The sequence below is a fragment of the Kitasatospora sp. NPDC089797 genome (assembly GCF_040684795.1).
Taxonomy (GTDB): domain Bacteria; phylum Actinomycetota; class Actinomycetes; order Streptomycetales; family Streptomycetaceae; genus Kitasatospora.
Genome location: NZ_JBFBGS010000091.1, coordinates 1 through 15,971, shown reverse-complemented (window position 1 = coordinate 15,971; position 15,971 = coordinate 1). Strand labels below are relative to the sequence as shown.

Sequence of the window (15,971 nt, the reverse complement as noted above, 5' to 3'; positions counted from 1 at the left end):
CGGAGGCCACGGGCGGGGGCGGGCTGGGAGCTTGGAGAGGTCGGGCGATCGCCCGCCCTCCCCACGGGGCGCGGTGCCGGGTCCTTCCGTCTGCCCGGGCGACCGGCCGGTCAGACCACGCGGCGCAGGGTCCGCCGGCCGGCGGCGGCCAGCACCCCGCCGGCCCCGACGGCCAGCGTGATCAGGACCAGTCCCCGCATCCGGGCGGCCTCCCGGCGGTGCGGGCAGTCGGCCCGCTCCCCGTCGGTCCGGGGGCCGTCGGACGGCTGCCCGTCGTCCGGGTCGGCGCAGAGGGCGGTGCCGCCGGGCACCGGGGCGCCCGGCGGGGTGGACAGGACCCGACGGCTCTCCGCGAGCCGCCACAGCTCCAGCAGCTGTTCGGCGTCGCCCCCGCAGACGGAGGCGATGCTCTGCACCGCGTCGCGCGGGGGGAACTGCTTCCCGTTCACCCAGCGCTCCCACGAGGACTTCGCGTAGTGGGTGCGTTCACTGAGCCGGGCGTAGGTGAGGCCCGAGCCGGACTTCAGCGACTGCAGTTCGCCGGCGAGACGGTCGGCGGGTGACGGTGATGGTGATGGTGATGTGATGTCGGACGCGTGGTGGCGGCCCATGAGGTATCTCCCCGAACTTCCTCTGAGGTGACCGTTGTGGTGCTCCGTGCTGCACCGGGCGCCCTCGTCGGTCCCTACCCCCTCTTTACCCGGACCAGAACCGGTGTTGACCTCGGGGCTACCCGGCGCCGCCAACTCTGCGGGATCCTGCACCGATCTTCGACCATCTCCGATGGTTCTGAGACGATGTGACCCGTCCCAGGGCCGCTGAGCTGCGGCTTGGGACGACGCTCCACGGACGGTTGAGACAGTGGGCCGGGGGTGACGGGGTGGCGGGGGACGGCGTGGGACCCGGTCCGGGACGCGATTAAACTGATCACCCGAAAGATGATCGGTCCATGTCTGCCCGTCGACCCTCCAGAGGTGCCCCTGCGATGAGTCAGTCCTGGAAACCGCTTCCCGGGGACCTTTCGGAACCCGCCCGGCGGCTCGCCGAAGAGCTGCGCGCCGTCAAGGACGCGCACGGGATCTCGCTCGCCGAACTCGGCAAGCGGACCTACCTGAGCAAGGCCTCCTGGGAGCGCTGGCTGAACGGCAAGCGCCTGATCACCTCCCAGGCGCTGGCCGGTCTGACCGCCGCGTTCGACTGCGACGCCGAGCTGCTGACCTCCCTGCTGCGGCAGGCCGAGGCGGCCGCTCGCGGCCCGGCCGAGGCGCCGGTGGCCGCGGCCGAAGCCGGAGTCGAAGCAGGCGCAGGAGCCGGAGCCCGGCCCGGGGCGGAGCCGCTGCCCGAGCAGCCCCGGCCGCAGCCCGTCCCCGCCGCCGACCCCGTCCCCGCCGTCGCGCCCGCCACCCTGCCCCCCGCCGCCGACCCCGTCCGGCCGGCCGACCGCCTGTCCGCCCTCGCCCGGGCCGCCGGGTGGCGCCGGCCGCAGGCCCTGCTGGCCTTCGCCGTCGTCGCCGTGCTCGTCCTGGTCGCGAGCCTCTACCTGCACGGCCTGAACGGCGACGGCAGCGCCGCGGCGGCGCCCGCCAGGACCCCGGCCGCGAGCGGGGTGCCGACCGTGGCCTCCATGGAGTCGCTGCCCGCGCCGCTCTGCCGGAGCGTCGGCTGCGTCGGCAAGGACCCGGAGACCATGGGCTGCGAGGCCGACGACCGCACCCTGCTGACCGGCAACATCGGCAAGGTCGTCCTCTACGTCCACTACAGCCCCCGCTGCCGGGCCGCCTGGGCGGGCATCGCCGAGGGTTCCCCCGGGAACACCGCCACCATCACCACCAGCACCGGCGGGCAGGAGTCCACCCTGATCCACTGGGGCTACGACAACTACTCGAAGATGGTCGACGCCGGCGCACCCGGCATCACCCTGCGGGTCTGCGGCCACCAGCAGGACGGCGACGGCTGCACCGGCCTGGTCACCGACCCCGCCGCCTGGGCCGCCTCGAACACCCCCGCCCCGGCGGTCACCACCCCGGCCGTCACCACCCCGAGCGCGGGCGCGCCCCCGACCGCGGCCCCGGTCTCGGTCCCGTCCCCCTGAACGGACCGGGTGGCCGGGCCGCGGCCCGGCCACCCGCACCACCTGCACCACCTGCACTAGACGAAGTTCTTGTCGACGAGCATCTGCAGCACGTTCACGTGGAAGTCCGGGAAGTCCATCGGGACGATGCCGAACCGGGCCCGCTGCCCGGTCCGGGCGCTCAGGTACGGGTAGACGGCGCGGTCCATCAGGGTCTGCGAGCTGGTCTTGGGCCAGTAGCCGCCCGCGTAGCTGAGGAAGTTCACGAACATCTTCGGGTACCGCGGGTTGAGGAAGGCCCGGTCGAACTGGGCGACGATGTCCCGGCCCTTCTCGCCCAGGGCGTCCAGGCCGCCGATCTGCCAGACGTCCTGGGTGTCGAACCAGTCGTTCCGGCCGCTGGACCAGTCGATCAGGCCCCACGGGTTGGCGAAGTCGGCGAGCAGGACGACCTTGCCGCGGGCCGTGGCCAGGGTGGGCCAGCCCTGGAAGTGGAACAGGTCGCGGTAGCCCAGGGCGTCCAGGTAGTGGTTCACCCGCCGCTGGAACTCCGCGTCGTCCAGCGCCTGCCCGCCGGCGTGCTCGTTCTTGAGGCGCATCAGGACGGTCTCGCCGGGCTGCGCCCGCAGGAAGGACCGGCACTGGTCCAGCACGTCCTGGAGCCGGATGTGCTGGTAGGCGTCGGAGTGGTAGATCCCGAGCTCGTCCGGCGCCCCTTCCAGGCCGTTGCAGCGGATGTCGAGGAAGCGCACGCCCTCCTGCAACTGCTGCGGGATGCCCCAGTTCTGGGTGTGCGACCACTCGGTGCCGTACCAGGGGTTCTGGCAGCAGGAGTCGTGGGTGCCCGGGACGGTGAGGTCGAGCAGCGAGAGGCTGCCGTCCAGCCGCCCCATCCAGCTGTCGGTGGGCAGCCCGCCCGGGGTGGTCGAGCGGCCCGCGGCCCGGGCGGCGGGTGCGCCGAGCAGGCCTCCGGCCGCCGCCGCACCGGCGGCTCCGGCGCCCCACCTGAGAAGATCACGACGTGCGATGCCCATGGCCCGGCTCCCTCTGCCCCGCGCGCGGCTGTGACGACTGCCCCGACACTGGTCGAACGGGGCCGCCGCGTCAACGGGTTCAGCCGCGGACCGGCTGCTGACCGTCCCGGCCGACCACCAGCCACCGGGACGGCAGCTCGATCCGCTCGCCGGCCGGGGTGAACTCGGTCAGGTGCAGCGGGAGTTCGCCCGAGGCGAGGACGGTGAGGCCGGCCGCGCGGAACAGTTCACCGAAGGTCGCGTCGGCCACCTCGGCGGGGGCGAGGCCGTGGGCGAACACCGGACGCAGCTTCGGCGGCGGCCCGTCCGGGGCCTGCACCAGCGCCTTCAGGACGTCCTTGGCCGCCGCGGACGGCTCCACCACGAAGGCTCGGCCGTCCGCCCCGACCAGGGTGGCGACGGCCTCGGCGACCGGGCGGCGGTCGGCCGGCTCGCTCTGGTGGATCAGGCCGCGGACGTACACGTTGGCGTCGCCCAGGCGCCCGTGCAGGGCGCTGACGGCGTCCGCGTCGGTGGCGTCCAGCCGGGCGAACTCGGCCCGCTGCGCCGGGTCCTGGCGCCGGGCGAGGTCGAGCGCGGTGTCGCACAGGTCGACGCCGAGGACCCGGGTGAAGCGGTCGGCGAGGAAGCGGGTCTGCCGGCCGTTGCCGCAGCCCAGGTCGACCACGGGCAACGCACGATCGTTCACGTGGGGTTCGAACAGCGTGAGGTGGCGTTCCGCGGTGAGGGCGGGCTCGGCGTCCCAGGCCACCGAGCCGGGGGCCTCGGGGGCCTCGCGCCAGAAGCCCTCCCAGGCTTCCCGGTACCGACTCGTCACGCTCATGGCGGGGGACCTCCGGATGTCACGCACCGTGCCGTCACGCAGGGTGTCGGGACCGTGTCTATCGGTCCCGGGTCCGGAAGGGCAAGGACCGCGGGCCCGGCCTGTCGCGTTGGCGCGGCCGGGCCCGGGATCCCGCCGACGGCGGTCGGCGGTCGGCTCGTTGACGTCGGCGGTTGACGTCGGCGGCCCGACGCCGGAAGTTCGCCGACGGGGTCCGACGGCCAGGGGGTCCGACGGCGGACCCTAGCGCCCCGGCCGCCAGTCGGCTTCCAGCGCGGTGCTCCCGTCCGCACGGGTGACGGTGTGCCACTCGGCGTGCAGCCCGGCCGGGCGCTCGGTCGAGCGCGGCGCGCCCATCGCGCCCAGCACGGAGCTGTCCAGCGGGCTGGCGGCCAGCCGGTCCAGCACCTGGGAGAAGACGGCGCGCAGTCCGGGGCCCCGGCGGCGCACGTCGGGGACGACGGAATGGAACGCAGCGATGACGGACATGCGACTCACCTCCGGAAGGACCTGCGGACCTGCAGGTGCGTTCCTCAGCTTGCGCCGTTCCGTGCACGTCCGGCGGGGGTTTGACGCACCGCTGACGCCCTGCTGACGGGCCCCTGACGGGCGCCTGGCGGCGCCGCGCCCGGTGGTCCGGGCGTCAGACCCGGTGGGCGGCGACGTAGCGGGCCGGGTCGCGGCCGAACTCGCCGTGCCAGCGCCGCAGGGACTGCTCGGCGAGGGTGTGCCCGGTGGCGACGATCTCGTCCAGCGGGTCCAGCTGGGCGGGCACGTGCGGCGGTTCGAGTCCGGCCGCGACGCGGGCGGACAGGCCGGCGCGGGCGAGGCGCAGCAGTTCGGCGGCGAGCGGGCGGACGGGGTCGCCGCCCAGCCGGGTGGCGAGACCGCGGACGGGCAGTTCGGCGAGGGCGGCGCGGTGCTGGGCGAGGGTGTAGGCGCCGAGCAGGTCCCAGGCGGCGGCCAGGGCGCCGGGGTGGTAGCTGAGGCCGGTCCAGAGCGCGGGGAGGGCGCCGATGAGGGGGTAGGGCGGGCCGTCGGCGGCGCGCAGTTCCAGGGTGCCGCGGACCCGGGTGTTGGTCCAGAGCTGGTCGAGGTGGCCGGCCCAGTGGGCGGCGGTCGGCCGGGTGCCGTCGGGGAAGCCGTGCCGGAGCAGCTCGGCGAAGGTGCGCCGGGGGGCCGGGCGGTGCCGGCCGGCCGGGTCGCGGTAGTGGATCAGCGGGCGGTCGAGCGCCCAGTCGACCACGTCGTCCGGGGTGACGCCGGGGTGCAGCGCGGGGGGCAGCACGCCGCAGCGCTCCGGGTCCATCCGCAGCCAGGACCAGCAGCGGTGGGACAGCAGGCCGTTCGAACGCCCTTCCTGGAGCGGGGAGTTGACCAGCAGTGCGGAGACCACCGGGGCGGCCGCCATCTGGGTCCGCAGCTTCCGGGTGAAGTCCTCGGGGGAGAGGTAGTCCAGGGTGACCTGGGTGGAGAGCGACAGCGCCATGACGTACGGCGCCCGGCTGCCCGGGGCCCCCAGCCCGGCGAAGTGCTCCCGCATGATGGCGCCCCTGGTCATCGGCACCCACTCCATGGCGGCCGGCCGGTCGAAGGGCTGGTTGCCGCCGGGCACCAGGGCTAGGCCGAACCGGTCGACCAGTGCGGCGAGTTGCTCCAGCGCCGTGTGCATGTCGTCGACCGCCGCGCCGACTCCGGGGGCCGGGGCGGAGGAGTACTCCAGCTGGCCGCCGTGCTCCAGGGTGATCCGGCTGCCGTCCGGGCGCAGCACGCCGGTCAGCCGCCCGGCGTCCTCCTGCCGGGTGCCGCCCCAGCGCGCCAGCACCGCCTCCAGGACGGCCAGGATGCCGCGCTCGCCGGAGTAGCGGGCGGCCAGTGCGGTGGCCGGGTCGAGCAGCCCGCACTCGACCTCGAGGCCGACCAGCTCGCTCCGGCCGGGCCGGAACGGGGCGCGCAGGTCCGCCCGGGTCAGGCCGGGGTCCGTCACGGGGTGCCGACCCGGGCGGCCGTCCGGGGGTGGCCGGCCCGGTCGAGCAGGGCGGCCACGGCGTCCAGGGCCGACCGGGCGGCTCCCTGGCACCAGGCGTGGGCGCCGGACAGGTGCTCGCCGGCGAAGAAGATCCGGGGGTCGGCGGCCGGGTGCGGGGCGCCGAGTGCGGTCAGGTAGCGGGTGTGCTCGCCGGGGGTCAGGTGGGCGAAGGCGCCGCCGCCGGTGCCGGTGCGGACGTCCCAGTCGCAGTGCACGATGTCGTCGACGTCCGCGGTGATGCCGGGGTGGAGCCGTTCCAGGCAGTCCAGCACCAGGGCGTCCCGTTCGGCCGGGGGCAGCGCGATGAGGCGCCGGGCGTTGGCGCCCCACAGGTAGGCGCCGAGCAGGGCGGTCGGTTCGGCCGAGCGCAGCGGGTCGCGGGCGGCCCAGCGCGGGCCGGAGCCGTTGACGCCGTCCTCGACCGGCACGGCGTTGTCGGAGGGGTACCAGCACTGCTGGATCGGCAGGTCGGTGAAGCTCCCGCCGCCGTGGATGCCGTCCTCCAGTTCCCACCGGCGGCGGGTGAGGTGGAGGACGGTCTTGGTGCTGCTGGCGTAGCTGATGCCGCGCACGGCGTGCCGCTGGGGGTGGGGCAGCTCGGGGGTGACGGCGATCCGGTCCAGCGCGGGCGCCGGGACGCAGCACACCACGTAGTCGGCGTGGTCGTCGAGCGGGGCGCCGAACCGCCGGCCGTGGAGCCGGACGCCGTCCGGGGTGAGCGCCAGTTCGTCGATCCGGGCGGAGAGCCGGACGCTGCCGGGGCGGAGGGCGCGGACGAAGGCGTGGACCAGCGCGTCCAGCCCGTCCACCAGCTCGACCTGGCCGCGGTGGAACAGGCCGAAGTAGTCGACCAGCACCTCCAGCAGCGAGGACTGCTCGTAGTGGGCGAGGCCGGTGGCCTGGCCGATGAGGTCCCAGGCGTCCTCCGACAGGTGCTCGTGGACGAACTGCCAGAGCGAGACCGAGGCGGCCCGCTCCAGCGCCGGGTCGTCCCAGTGCCCGGCCAGGGTGCGGCGCTGCTGTTCGGCGCCGAGGGCGCTCCAGACCGAGCCGAGCAGGCGGTCCAGCAGCGGGGCGGGGGCCTGTCGCTCGCCGGGGCGCAGCGCGTACGCCGGGTACAGCGCGGCCACGTCCTGGACCCGGACCCGGCGGCCGCGCAGGTGGTAGTAGGCGCGCGGGTTGGCGTTGACGAACGGGCGGGTCTCCAGCCGGAACCGGGAGACGTAGTGCAGCACGCAGTGGTGGTTGCCGGGGATGCGCATGGCGCCCAGGTCGACGTGGGTGCCGTCCCAGAAGCGGTGGGTGCGCACCCGGCCGCCCGGCCGGTTGGCCCGCTCGTACACCGCGACGTCGAATCCGCGCCGCTGGAGCTCGTACGCGCAGACCAGGCCGGCGACGCCCGCCCCGATCACGGCAACCCGGCCGCGGGCGCCGGGGACCGGGTCCAGCAGGGAGCGCGGGAACGCAAAGCTCGTATCGAACATCGACACCGTACCCATCTGGCGACCGGACCTCCGCCCAGCCTGGGCGAGGCGCCGTTCGTGTGCCACTCGGCGGCGCCGATGCGGGTGACGGGGCGGAGACGGGCCGGCCGGGCCAAGCCTGCTACGCCGGGAATTGACCCGGCCGGTATTCCGGCGGTGGCGGGAAAAGGCCGGATCGGCGGGCGTCGGCCGGGCATTGTCAGGCGCCTGTCGGAAGCCCGGGATGCGGCCGCCCCGAAGGGGGCGGAGCGGTGAAAGCCCTGGTGGTGGCCCGCTGATCATGCTGTCATCAAATGCCGTTCACGCGGCGGACATTGAGTGCGGAACGGCTCCGGAAGCGGCTTCTGCCAGCAATTCCCCAGCCCTTGGTAAACCTTGTTCCCAGGCGGCTGCGCGGGGTGATCCCGGCGGGGCATTATCGGCTCCCATGAGTCGACTCACCGCAATACCGCAGGGGGCTTCCGCGTGAAGGCCTTCCGCTTCCTCCCCGCCGTCGCGCTGGCCGTCACCACCGCGGTGATCGGGTTGGCCACCGTCGTCCCGGCCTCCGCCACCAGCTCGCGGGTGGACCTGAAGGTGCTGGTGGTCACCGACGGCAACCCCTGGGTCGAGGGGATCCGGCAGCAGCTCTCCGCCGAGGGCGTGCCGACCACCGTCATCGACCTGACCAGCAGCAGCCGTGCCACCATCACCGCCGGCTTCCTGGCCGACACCCTGGCCGACGGCACCCCGCACGGGCACTTCGAGGGCGTCGTGCTGCCCAACGACGCGCCGACCCAGCTCTCCGCCACCGAGCTGAGCACCCTGGCCGGGTACGAGCAGGGCTACCAGGTCCGCCAGGTGGACGCCTACGTCTGGCCCGGCGCCAACACCGGTCTGGCGGCGCCGACCTGGTCCGGTTCCTTCGACGCCACCACCGCCACCGCGACCGCCTCCGCGCGGGGGGACGCCTTCCACTACCTGAACGGCCCGGTGAGCTTCGAGGGCACCGCCGGCGGCAGCGGCTCGTACGGCTACCTGCCCACCCCGCTGCCCGACAACCCGGCCACCGGTTCGCACTTCGAGCCGTTCCTGACCGAGACGATCCCCGGCACCGGCACCCAGGGCACCCTCGCCGGGGTCTACACCTCGGGCGGCCGCCAGCAGTTGGTGCTGACCTTCGCCTACAACTACTACCAGCAGCAGTTCCGGCTGCTGGCGCACGGCATCGTGGACTGGGTCACCAAGGGCGTCCACCTCGGCTACTGGCGCAACTACTTCTCCGCCCACATCGACGACCTCTTCAACGCCAACTCCCGGTGGAGCCAGAGCGGTCACTGCACCCCCGGCGAGGGCGACTGCGTGGGCAGCGTCCCGGCGACCACGGCGATCCGGATGACGCCCGCGGACGTCGCCGCCACCGTCGCCTGGGAGCAGCAGAACAACTACACCCTGGACTTCCTGTTCAACGGCGGCCCCAGCCTGGACTACGCGCAGGCCGACGGCGGCACCGACCCGCTGACCACCGCCCTGCTGGCGAACAAGAACAGCTTCATGTGGCTCAACCACACCTACCAGCACCCGTTCCTGGGCTGCGTGCAGAACTTCACGGTGATCCCCTGGAAGTGCCAGACCGACTCCACCGGTGCGATCCAGTACGTCGACCAGGCCACCGTCAGCAGCCAGATCCAGCAGAACATCCAGTTCGGCCAGGCCAACGGGCTGCCGTTCCGGCCGGGCGAGCTGGTCGCGGGTGAGCACTCCGGCACCGTGATGCTGCCGCAGCAGCCCAACGACAGCCCGAACTTCCTCGCCGCGCTCAGCCAGAACAACATCCAGTGGCTCGGGGTGGACGCCTCCCGGGAGACCGGCCAGCGCCAGATCGCCTCGGCGCTCGGTGTGCCGCGCCACCCGATCAACGTCTTCTACAACGTCTCCACCCAGTCCGACGAGGTGAGCGAGTACAACTGGCTCTACAACTCCAAGGCCAACGGCGGCAGCGGCAACTGCGAGGCCAACCCGACCACCACCACCTGCATCCCGCCGCTGGACCTGAACGCCGGCTGGGCGAACTACGTCCTGCCGATGCAGGTCAAGATCACCCTCGGGTACGTGCTCAGCAACGACCCGCGTCCGTTCTTCATGCACCAGTCGAACCTGACGGACGACCGGCTCGCCCTGCAGGCGCTGACCGGCATCCTCTCCACGTACCGCGGCTGGTACACGGCGGACACCCCGATGGTGGACCAGACGCTGACCGACGCGGGCACCACCCTGCAGCAGCAGACCGCCTGGCAGCAGACCGGCAACTCCGGCACCGTCAGCGGCTACGTCCAGGGCGGCGTGGTCACCGTGCAGGGCCCGGCCGGCACCGGCGTCCCGGTCACCGTGCCCAGCGGCACCACCGTGACCGGCGGAGCCGCCTTCGGCAGCGCCTACGGCGGGGAGCAGTCCGGGTACACCACGCTCGGCAGCGCGCCGACCAGCCTCAGCGTGGCGAGTTCGCTGTTCGGCACCACCGGCGGTGCGAGCCCGAGCCCGAGCGGCGGGATCGCGCTCGCCTCGTACGCGGTCGGCTCGCCGCACGCGGTGAAGCGCAGCGGCGCCGCGGTGACCGTGACCGACCCGTTCGGCACCCATGTGCTGCCGCAGCTCGCCGGCAAGCCGGCCGAGGAGCTGCACGTCGGCGAGACCCACCACCACCCGTACCAGACCCCGGTGGCGCAGACGGCCCAGTAGCCCGGAGCACGACCGGCGGCCGGCCGGGGGTACCCGCCCCCGGCCGGCCGCCGTCCGTCGGCCCGCCGGCCGGCTCGGGGGTCGGACGCGCGGACTCCGGGCCGGACCGGGGAGAATGTGGACCGGCTCGGCCGGACGGTGTCGTGGTGGCGACGCCCGGCCGCGCCCGTGCCGACCGGGTGGCACCCGCGGGCCGCGGCTGAACCCCGCTCGGCGGCAGCCACGTTGATCGGAACGGGACGGGGGAGGAACGCGCAATGGAAGCGGACGACGGGCCGGAGCTGCGGGCGTACATCGCGGCCCTGGTGCGGATGGGGGCGCCGGAGCTGCCGGGGCCGCCAGGGCTGGCGGTGCCCGCCGGCACCGCGGCCGAGGTGACGGCCGTCGCCCGGGGGCTGGCGCTCGCGGTGCTGCCGGACCGCCGGGAGCTGACGGAGCCGACGCCCGGACTGCTGGCGGTGGCGCGGTCGCTGGTGGTGGACGAGCACCCGTCCGCGCCGGGGTGGACGGTGGCGGAGCGGGAGCGGCTGGCCGGGTGGGTCGCGGTGCTGATCGAGCACCGGGGCGAGGACGGGGTGCAGGAGCTGGTGCGGGCGCTCAACGGCGGCTGAGCCGGGGCGCGGGTACCGGCACGGTACCGGCACGGTACCGGGGCGGCACCCGGCGGCCGGTCGGGTGCCGGGTGGGCGGGCGTTGGCGGATCGTTGGCAGGTCCTTGGCGGCGCCCGGCAGTCTGCTGTTGCCGCCACGGGGGATGTCCGGCGGAAGCCCTGCCGTGTGCTTTTGCCCGACCTGAGAGGTAGCGCGTGTCGAAGCAGTCCGTCGCCCAGCCCACGCCCGTCGCCCAGCCGCCCGCAGGCCCCCCGGCTGCCGCCGTGGCGACCCCGGAGCCGGCCCCGGCCCGACCGACCCTCGACCCCGACACCCTGGCCGAGATCCACCGGCTGCACGGCGGATACCTGCTGCGCGCCCTGATCCGGGCCACCCGGGGTGACTACGGCAAGGCCGAGGACATCCTCCAGGAGACCCTGCTGCGCGCCTGGCAGCACCCGGAGGCGCTGGCCGCGGGCCCGGAGCAGAGCCGCCCGTGGCTGTTCACCGTCGCCCGGCGGATCGCGATCGACCACTACCGGATGGCCGCCGCCCGCGCCAAGGAGGTGATCGGCGAGCAGGTCGAGGACCGCCCGCTGGTCGACGACCCGTACGAGCAGGTGGTGGTCGCCCGGGACATCTCGCTGGCGCTGCGGCGGGTGCAGAAGCACCACCGCGAGGTGCTGGTCGAGCTGCACCTGAAGGACCGCTCGGTGCAGGAGGCCTCGGTCGAGCTGGGGGTGCCGGCGGGCACGGTGAAGTCCCGCAACTTCTACGCGGTCCGGGCGCTGCGGCCGGTGCTGGCGGCGGAGCACGGGTACGCCCCGGTCACCCGCTGAGCCCCGGGCGCGCGCCGCTCACCGGCCCCCGGCCCCCGACCGACAGCCGTCGGCCGGGGGCCGGTGAGCGTTCACCGGTCGTCGGCCGGCCGGTCGTCGGTGGGCCGGCCGTCGCCGCGCAGGCTGAGCGAGGCCTCCAGGCCGGCCGTCAGTTCGCTGCGGTGCCCCGACAGCCGGTCGTGCCGGCGGAAGCGCTCCAGGGCCGAGACGAGCCGGCGCCGCACCTCCGGCACCCGGCCGCGCGCCATCAGGTGCGCCGCGTAGCACTGCTCGGCGACCGCGTGCAGGTAGAGCAGGCCCGTCTCCTCGCAGGCGGCCAGCAGCCGGTGCCAGGCGAGGTCCGTGGTGTCGTCCCGGACGGTCGGGGGCAGCGCCTGCGCCTCGGTGAGCAGTGACCACAGGTGCACCTGGGTGACGGGGCGGGGCGGCAGCAGCTCCCGGGCCTCCCGGGACAGCCGCTGCGCGGCCGCCGGGTCGCCGGTGGTCAGGCACACCCAGCCCTGGTGGGCCAGGGCGTCGACCAGCCGCTTCCGGTCGCCCGAGGCGACGGCGAGCGCTGCCGCGGCCGCGGCCAGCCGGCGGGCCTCGACGGCGTCGCCGAGCATCGCGGTGACCAGGCCGAGGGTGGCCAGGGCCCGGACGCGGGCCGAGGCGGCGGCGGGCCCGTCGGCGGACCCGGCGGCGGCCACCGCCCGGCGGGCCGCCTCGGCGGCCTCGTGCCGGCGCTCCAGTCCGACCAGCGCCTGCGCCCGGCAGTTGTGCAGGAAGGCGGTCGCGACCGGGTCGGCGCAGCGCTCGGCCGCCGCGAGGCCGACGTCGGCGCGGGCCAGCCAGTCGGTGAAGCGGCTGGCGCCGTAGTACAGCGAACCGGTGGTCAGGGCGAGCCGCCAGGCCCGGTCGGGGTGGGTCACGGCGGCCCGGTCGATCAGCACCCGGATCGCCGGCTCCTCGGCGCGGAACCAGTCGAGCGCGGTGCGGACGTCGGTGGCGGGGACGGTACGGACGTCCACGTCGAGCGGGCCGGGCCGCTCCGGCCGGGCCGGCGCCCCGACGTCCTCCTGGCCGGGGTCGACGTGGCCGCCGCAGTGCAGCAGGGCGGCCTGGTAGTGGTCCAGCAGGCGGGTGCGGGCGTCCTCGCGGTACCGGTCGGGCCGCTCGGCCAGCAGGTCGGCGCCGAACAGCCGGACCAGGTCGGTGCGCCGGTAGCGGCCGGGCGCGGCGCCGGTGAGCAGGTGGCGGGCGGCCAGCTCGCCGAGCGCCCGGTGGGCGGTCGCGACGTCGCCGTCGAGCAGTGCGGCGGCGGCGTGGCCGTCCACCTCGCGGCCGGGGTGGACGGCCAGCAGGGCGAGCAGTTCCGCGGCGTCCGAGGGGAGTTGACGGTACGTCAGCATCAGTCGGTGGCGCAGGCCGGTGCTGCCGTCCAGGTCCAGGGCGGCCAGTCGGGTGCGTTCGTCGGCGAGTTCGGCGACCAGGTCGGCGAGCGTCCAGTCCGGGTGGGCGGCCAGCCGGGCGGCGGCGATCCGCAGGGTGAGCGGCAGGCGCTCGCAGAGCCGGACGAGCCGGGCGGCGGACTCCGGTTCGGCGTGCAGCCGTTCGGGGGTGAGCAGGTGCGCCAGCAGTTCCAGGGCGTCGGCCTCGGGGAGGGCGGCGAGCCGCAGCAGGGCGGCGTCGTCGGTGGCGACCAGCTTCTCCAGGGAGCCGCGCGCGGTGACCACGACGGCGCAGTCCGCCCCCTGCGGCAGCAGGTCGGCGAGCTGGTCGGCGTCGGCGGCGTCGTCCAGCACCACCAGCATGCGGCGGCCCCGGGTGCGGTCGCGGTAGAGCGCGGCGCGGCCGGCCCGGTCGGCGGGCAGGGCGTCGGCGGGGACGCCGAGGGCGCCCAGGAAGCGGCCGAGGACGGCGGTGGGGTCGGCGGGGCCCTCCGGGTCGAGGCCGCGCAGGTCGGCGTACAGCCCGCCGTCCGGGAAGCGGGCGGCGGCCCGGTGGGCCCAGGCGGCGACCAGGGCGCTCTTCCCGGCGCCGGCCGGGCCGACCACCAGGGCCGGTCCGTCGGTGGCCCGGTCGGTGGCGCAGGCGCGGTCCAGCCACGCCGTCTCGGCGGCGCGCCCGATCAGCTGGACGCCCAGGCGGGGGAGCTGCCGGGGGATGTGATGAAACGGTTCTGCCGCCGGTTCGGCGGCAGGCCGGGCGGTGCCCGGGGTGTTCCCGGTGCCGACGGCTCCCGGCACCTCCTCCCCGTCCTCGGCGAGCACCTCGGCGAACGCCGCCCGCAGCGCCGGGCCCGGTCGGATGCCCAGCTCGCGGTCCAGCCGCAGCCTGGTCCGGTGGTAGGCGTTCAGCGCGTCCGCGGGCCGCCCGGCCTGGTGCAGGCAGCGCACCAGCAGCGCCACCAGCTCCTCGCGCAGCCCGTCCCGCCGGACGCTCTGCTCCAGCAGCGCCACCGCCGCCGCGCCCGTGCCCTGCCGCAGCCGCAGCCCGGCCCAGCGGAGCAGCGCGGCCGTGGAGGACTGCTTCAGGTGGTCCACGGTGGCGGACCGCAGCGGGGTGTCGGGCAGGTCGGCCAGCGCGTCGCCGCGCCACAGCCGCAGGGCCTCCTCCAGCAGCGCGACCGCCTCGCCGTCCGCACCGCGCTCCGCCCGCTCGACGGCCAGCCGGGCCAGCCGGGAGAAGCGCAGCGCGTCCACCTCGTCGGCCGGCCCGCTCAGCAGGTAGCCGCAGGCCCGGGTGTGCAGCTCGAACGGGGTGTCGGCGAGCACCTTGCGCAGCGCCGCGACGTGCCCCTGCACCGCCGCCCGGGCCGTGGGCGGGGGCCGGTCCCCCCACAGCAGCTCGCAGAACTGGTCCATGGTGACCACCTGTCCCAGCCGCAGCGCGGGCAGCGCCAGGATCGCCCGCCGCTGGGACCCGGCCAGCGTGGCCAGCCCGCCCGCCACCTCGAGCTCCACCGGCCCGAGCAGCCGAATCCGCACCCTTACCCCCACCTCGCCCGCACCCGAGTCCTGAAGGCGGCCCTCGGGGTCGAGCAGTGTAATACCCGGACATGTCCGGTTCGTACTCGAACGCCCGGACCCGCTCGGGCCGCCACCCGAACAGACCGCAGCGCGGTACCGGAAGGTTGCCTGTCCGGCCGACGGACCGGCCGGATAGCGTTCGGGCATGGACGAGACTTCCGACCGACACGTCAGCGCCCGGTACGAGCGGCTGGCCCAGCGGGTCCGCGACGCGCTCGCCGCCGCCGGACTGCCGCTGGTCCCGCCCGGCCTCGACCAGGACCTGGCCGCCGGCGCGGAGGTCCGGGTCAGCACCTGGAACCGGCACTTCGGCACGGCCGACCTGGACGTCCTGGTCAGCTGGCACGTGAGCCCCCGGCTGCGCGGCCGGGCGACGGAGGACGCCCGGGACGCCGCCGGGGCGGGGACCCCGGCCCTCCGGCAGTCCGACGAGGCCCGGCGTGCGATGGCCGACGCGATGATCGCGATCCTCGCGTCGGCCGGGTTCACCGCCCGCGACCACGGCAACGCGTACGAGCCCTTCGACGTCCAGGTGCTGGCCGGGCCGGAGCGCCGGAGCACCCCGGCCCGGACCGGGGCCGAGCCCGTCCCGGCCGGGCAGGAGCCGCTCCCGGCCCGGACCGACGACGAGCCCGCGCAGTGAACCCGGGGCCTCCGGCCCGTCGTCCCAACCTGAGACGGGCCGGGACACCGCGGCACCGGGAAAGGTGAGCATGGAGATCGAGCTGCTCGGACCGATGACGGTCCGCCGGGCGGACGGCACGCCGGTCACGCCCTCGGCCCCGAAACGACGCGCGCTGCTGGCCGCGCTGGCCGTCCGGCTGAACCAGCCGGTGGCCGCCGAGGAGCTGATCGAGCTGGTCTGGGACGGCGACGCGCCGCCCACCGCCCGGGCCGCCCTCCAGGGGCACGTCGCCGCGCTGCGCCAGCACCTGGACGACCCCGGGCTGGCCCTGGGCACCCGGGGCGGCGGATACGTCCTGGAAGGGGACGCCGACCGGATCGACCTGGTCCGCTTCGGGGCGCTCTGCGACCGGGCCGGAGTCCTGCTGCCCGCTGCCGCCGTCCCGCCGGGCACGGACGACCCCACCGTCCGCCTGCTGCGCACCGCCCTCGACCTGTGGCGCGGGCCCGCGCTCGCCGACTGCGGGTCCGAACTGCTGCGCGCCCGCACCCTCCCGCACCTGACCGACCTGCGGCTGCGCGCGCTGGACCGGCTGGCCGAGGGACTGCTGCTGACCGGCCGCGGGGGGGGGGTGGGGGGGCAGGGAGGGCCCGGGCCCCGCCCCCCACCCCCACCCCGCCCCACACCACAGGAAAAAGCACCCAGCGCCACACCCAACACCACAGAACGGAAGATGAAAAGAGGGT

13 protein-coding genes are annotated in these 15,971 nt (G+C 75.4%); 6 read left to right on the top strand and 7 right to left on the bottom strand.

Going from position 1 to position 15,971, the window contains the following annotated elements:
• Positions 1 to 110: 110 nt before the first annotated feature.
• Positions 111 to 611, bottom strand: coding sequence for a helix-turn-helix transcriptional regulator (locus AB0O91_RS40200; protein WP_363444204.1), 501 nt, complete (start codon positions 609 to 611; stop codon positions 111 to 113).
• A 374-nt stretch (positions 612 to 985) separates the two neighbouring features.
• Here AB0O91_RS40200 and AB0O91_RS40195 point away from each other — a divergent pair, with 374 nt between their 5' ends.
• Complete coding sequence (locus AB0O91_RS40195) at positions 986 to 2,092, top strand: DUF2690 domain-containing protein (protein WP_363444201.1); 1,107 nt, start codon at positions 986 to 988, stop codon at positions 2,090 to 2,092.
• Between the two features lie 56 nt (positions 2,093 to 2,148).
• Here AB0O91_RS40195 and AB0O91_RS40190 read toward each other — a convergent pair whose 3' ends face one another.
• From AB0O91_RS40190 to AB0O91_RS40170, 5 genes are all read right to left on the bottom strand, one after another.
• Positions 2,149 to 3,105 (bottom strand): phosphatidylinositol-specific phospholipase C, encoded by a 957-nt coding sequence (locus AB0O91_RS40190; protein WP_363444198.1) that lies wholly within the window; start codon positions 3,103 to 3,105, stop codon positions 2,149 to 2,151.
• A gap of 79 nt (positions 3,106 to 3,184) precedes the next feature.
• Positions 3,185 to 3,928 carry a class I SAM-dependent methyltransferase gene (locus tag AB0O91_RS40185; protein WP_363444195.1) on the bottom strand — a complete coding sequence of 248 codons (744 nt, stop codon included), beginning with the start codon at positions 3,926 to 3,928 and terminating at the stop codon, positions 3,185 to 3,187.
• 243 nt (positions 3,929 to 4,171) lie between these two features.
• Positions 4,172 to 4,417 carry a hypothetical protein gene (locus AB0O91_RS40180; protein ID WP_363444192.1) on the bottom strand — a complete coding sequence of 82 codons (246 nt, stop codon included), beginning with the start codon at positions 4,415 to 4,417 and terminating at the stop codon, positions 4,172 to 4,174.
• A gap of 154 nt (positions 4,418 to 4,571) precedes the next feature.
• On the bottom strand, positions 4,572 to 5,915 hold the full coding sequence (locus AB0O91_RS40175; protein ID WP_363444189.1) for a glutamate-cysteine ligase family protein: 1,344 nt from the start codon (positions 5,913 to 5,915) through the stop codon (positions 4,572 to 4,574).
• Complete coding sequence (locus AB0O91_RS40170) at positions 5,912 to 7,441, bottom strand: NAD(P)/FAD-dependent oxidoreductase (RefSeq protein ID WP_363444186.1); 1,530 nt, start codon at positions 7,439 to 7,441, stop codon at positions 5,912 to 5,914. Before AB0O91_RS40170 ends, AB0O91_RS40175 begins: the two co-directional genes overlap by 4 nt.
• A 465-nt stretch (positions 7,442 to 7,906) precedes the next feature.
• Here AB0O91_RS40170 and AB0O91_RS40165 point away from each other — a divergent pair, with 465 nt between their 5' ends.
• From AB0O91_RS40165 to AB0O91_RS40155, 3 genes are all read left to right on the top strand, one after another.
• On the top strand, positions 7,907 to 10,159 hold the full coding sequence (locus tag AB0O91_RS40165; RefSeq protein WP_363444183.1) for a hypothetical protein: 2,253 nt from the start codon (positions 7,907 to 7,909) through the stop codon (positions 10,157 to 10,159).
• A 257-nt stretch (positions 10,160 to 10,416) separates the two neighbouring features.
• A complete protein-coding gene (locus tag AB0O91_RS40160; protein ID WP_363444180.1) occupies positions 10,417 to 10,770 on the top strand; it encodes a hypothetical protein in 354 nt (117 codons plus the stop codon).
• 195 nt (positions 10,771 to 10,965) lie between these two features.
• Positions 10,966 to 11,589, top strand: coding sequence for a sigma-70 family RNA polymerase sigma factor (locus tag AB0O91_RS40155; protein WP_363444177.1), 624 nt, complete (start codon positions 10,966 to 10,968; stop codon positions 11,587 to 11,589).
• A gap of 71 nt (positions 11,590 to 11,660) precedes the next feature.
• Here the strand turns inward: AB0O91_RS40155 and AB0O91_RS40150 are convergent, their stop codons facing one another.
• Positions 11,661 to 14,558, bottom strand: a complete 2,898-nt coding sequence (locus AB0O91_RS40150; RefSeq protein WP_363444174.1) for an AfsR/SARP family transcriptional regulator — start codon at positions 14,556 to 14,558, stop codon at positions 11,661 to 11,663.
• 187 nt (positions 14,559 to 14,745) lie between these two features.
• Here AB0O91_RS40150 and AB0O91_RS40145 point away from each other — a divergent pair, with 187 nt between their 5' ends.
• Together AB0O91_RS40145 and AB0O91_RS40140 are read left to right on the top strand one after the other, a co-directional pair.
• The gene (locus AB0O91_RS40145; RefSeq protein ID WP_363444171.1) at positions 14,746 to 15,243 is read left to right on the top strand and encodes a hypothetical protein; all 498 of its coding nucleotides are present in this window, start codon (positions 14,746 to 14,748) and stop codon (positions 15,241 to 15,243) included.
• 70 nt (positions 15,244 to 15,313) lie between these two features.
• The coding region (locus AB0O91_RS40140) for a winged helix-turn-helix domain-containing protein (protein ID WP_363444168.1) at positions 15,314 to 15,971 on the top strand (658 nt) is incomplete at its 3' end.

Bases quoted from the DNA above. Each gene is read 5' to 3' on its own strand.
- AB0O91_RS40200 (WP_363444204.1), bottom strand. From the start codon at position 611: ATGGGCCGCCACCACGCGTCCGACATCACATCACCATCACCATCACCG.
- AB0O91_RS40195 (WP_363444201.1), top strand. From the start codon at position 986: ATGAGTCAGTCCTGGAAACCGCTTCCCGGGGACCTTTCGGAACCCGCC.
- AB0O91_RS40190 (WP_363444198.1), bottom strand. From the start codon at position 3,105: ATGGGCATCGCACGTCGTGATCTTCTCAGGTGGGGCGCCGGAGCCGCC.
- AB0O91_RS40185 (WP_363444195.1), bottom strand. From the start codon at position 3,928: ATGAGCGTGACGAGTCGGTACCGGGAAGCCTGGGAGGGCTTCTGGCGC.
- AB0O91_RS40180 (WP_363444192.1), bottom strand. From the start codon at position 4,417: ATGTCCGTCATCGCTGCGTTCCATTCCGTCGTCCCCGACGTGCGCCGC.
- AB0O91_RS40170 (WP_363444186.1), bottom strand. From the start codon at position 7,441: ATGTTCGATACGAGCTTTGCGTTCCCGCGCTCCCTGCTGGACCCGGTC.
- AB0O91_RS40160 (WP_363444180.1), top strand. From the start codon at position 10,417: ATGGAAGCGGACGACGGGCCGGAGCTGCGGGCGTACATCGCGGCCCTG.
- AB0O91_RS40145 (WP_363444171.1), top strand. From the start codon at position 14,746: ATGGACGAGACTTCCGACCGACACGTCAGCGCCCGGTACGAGCGGCTG.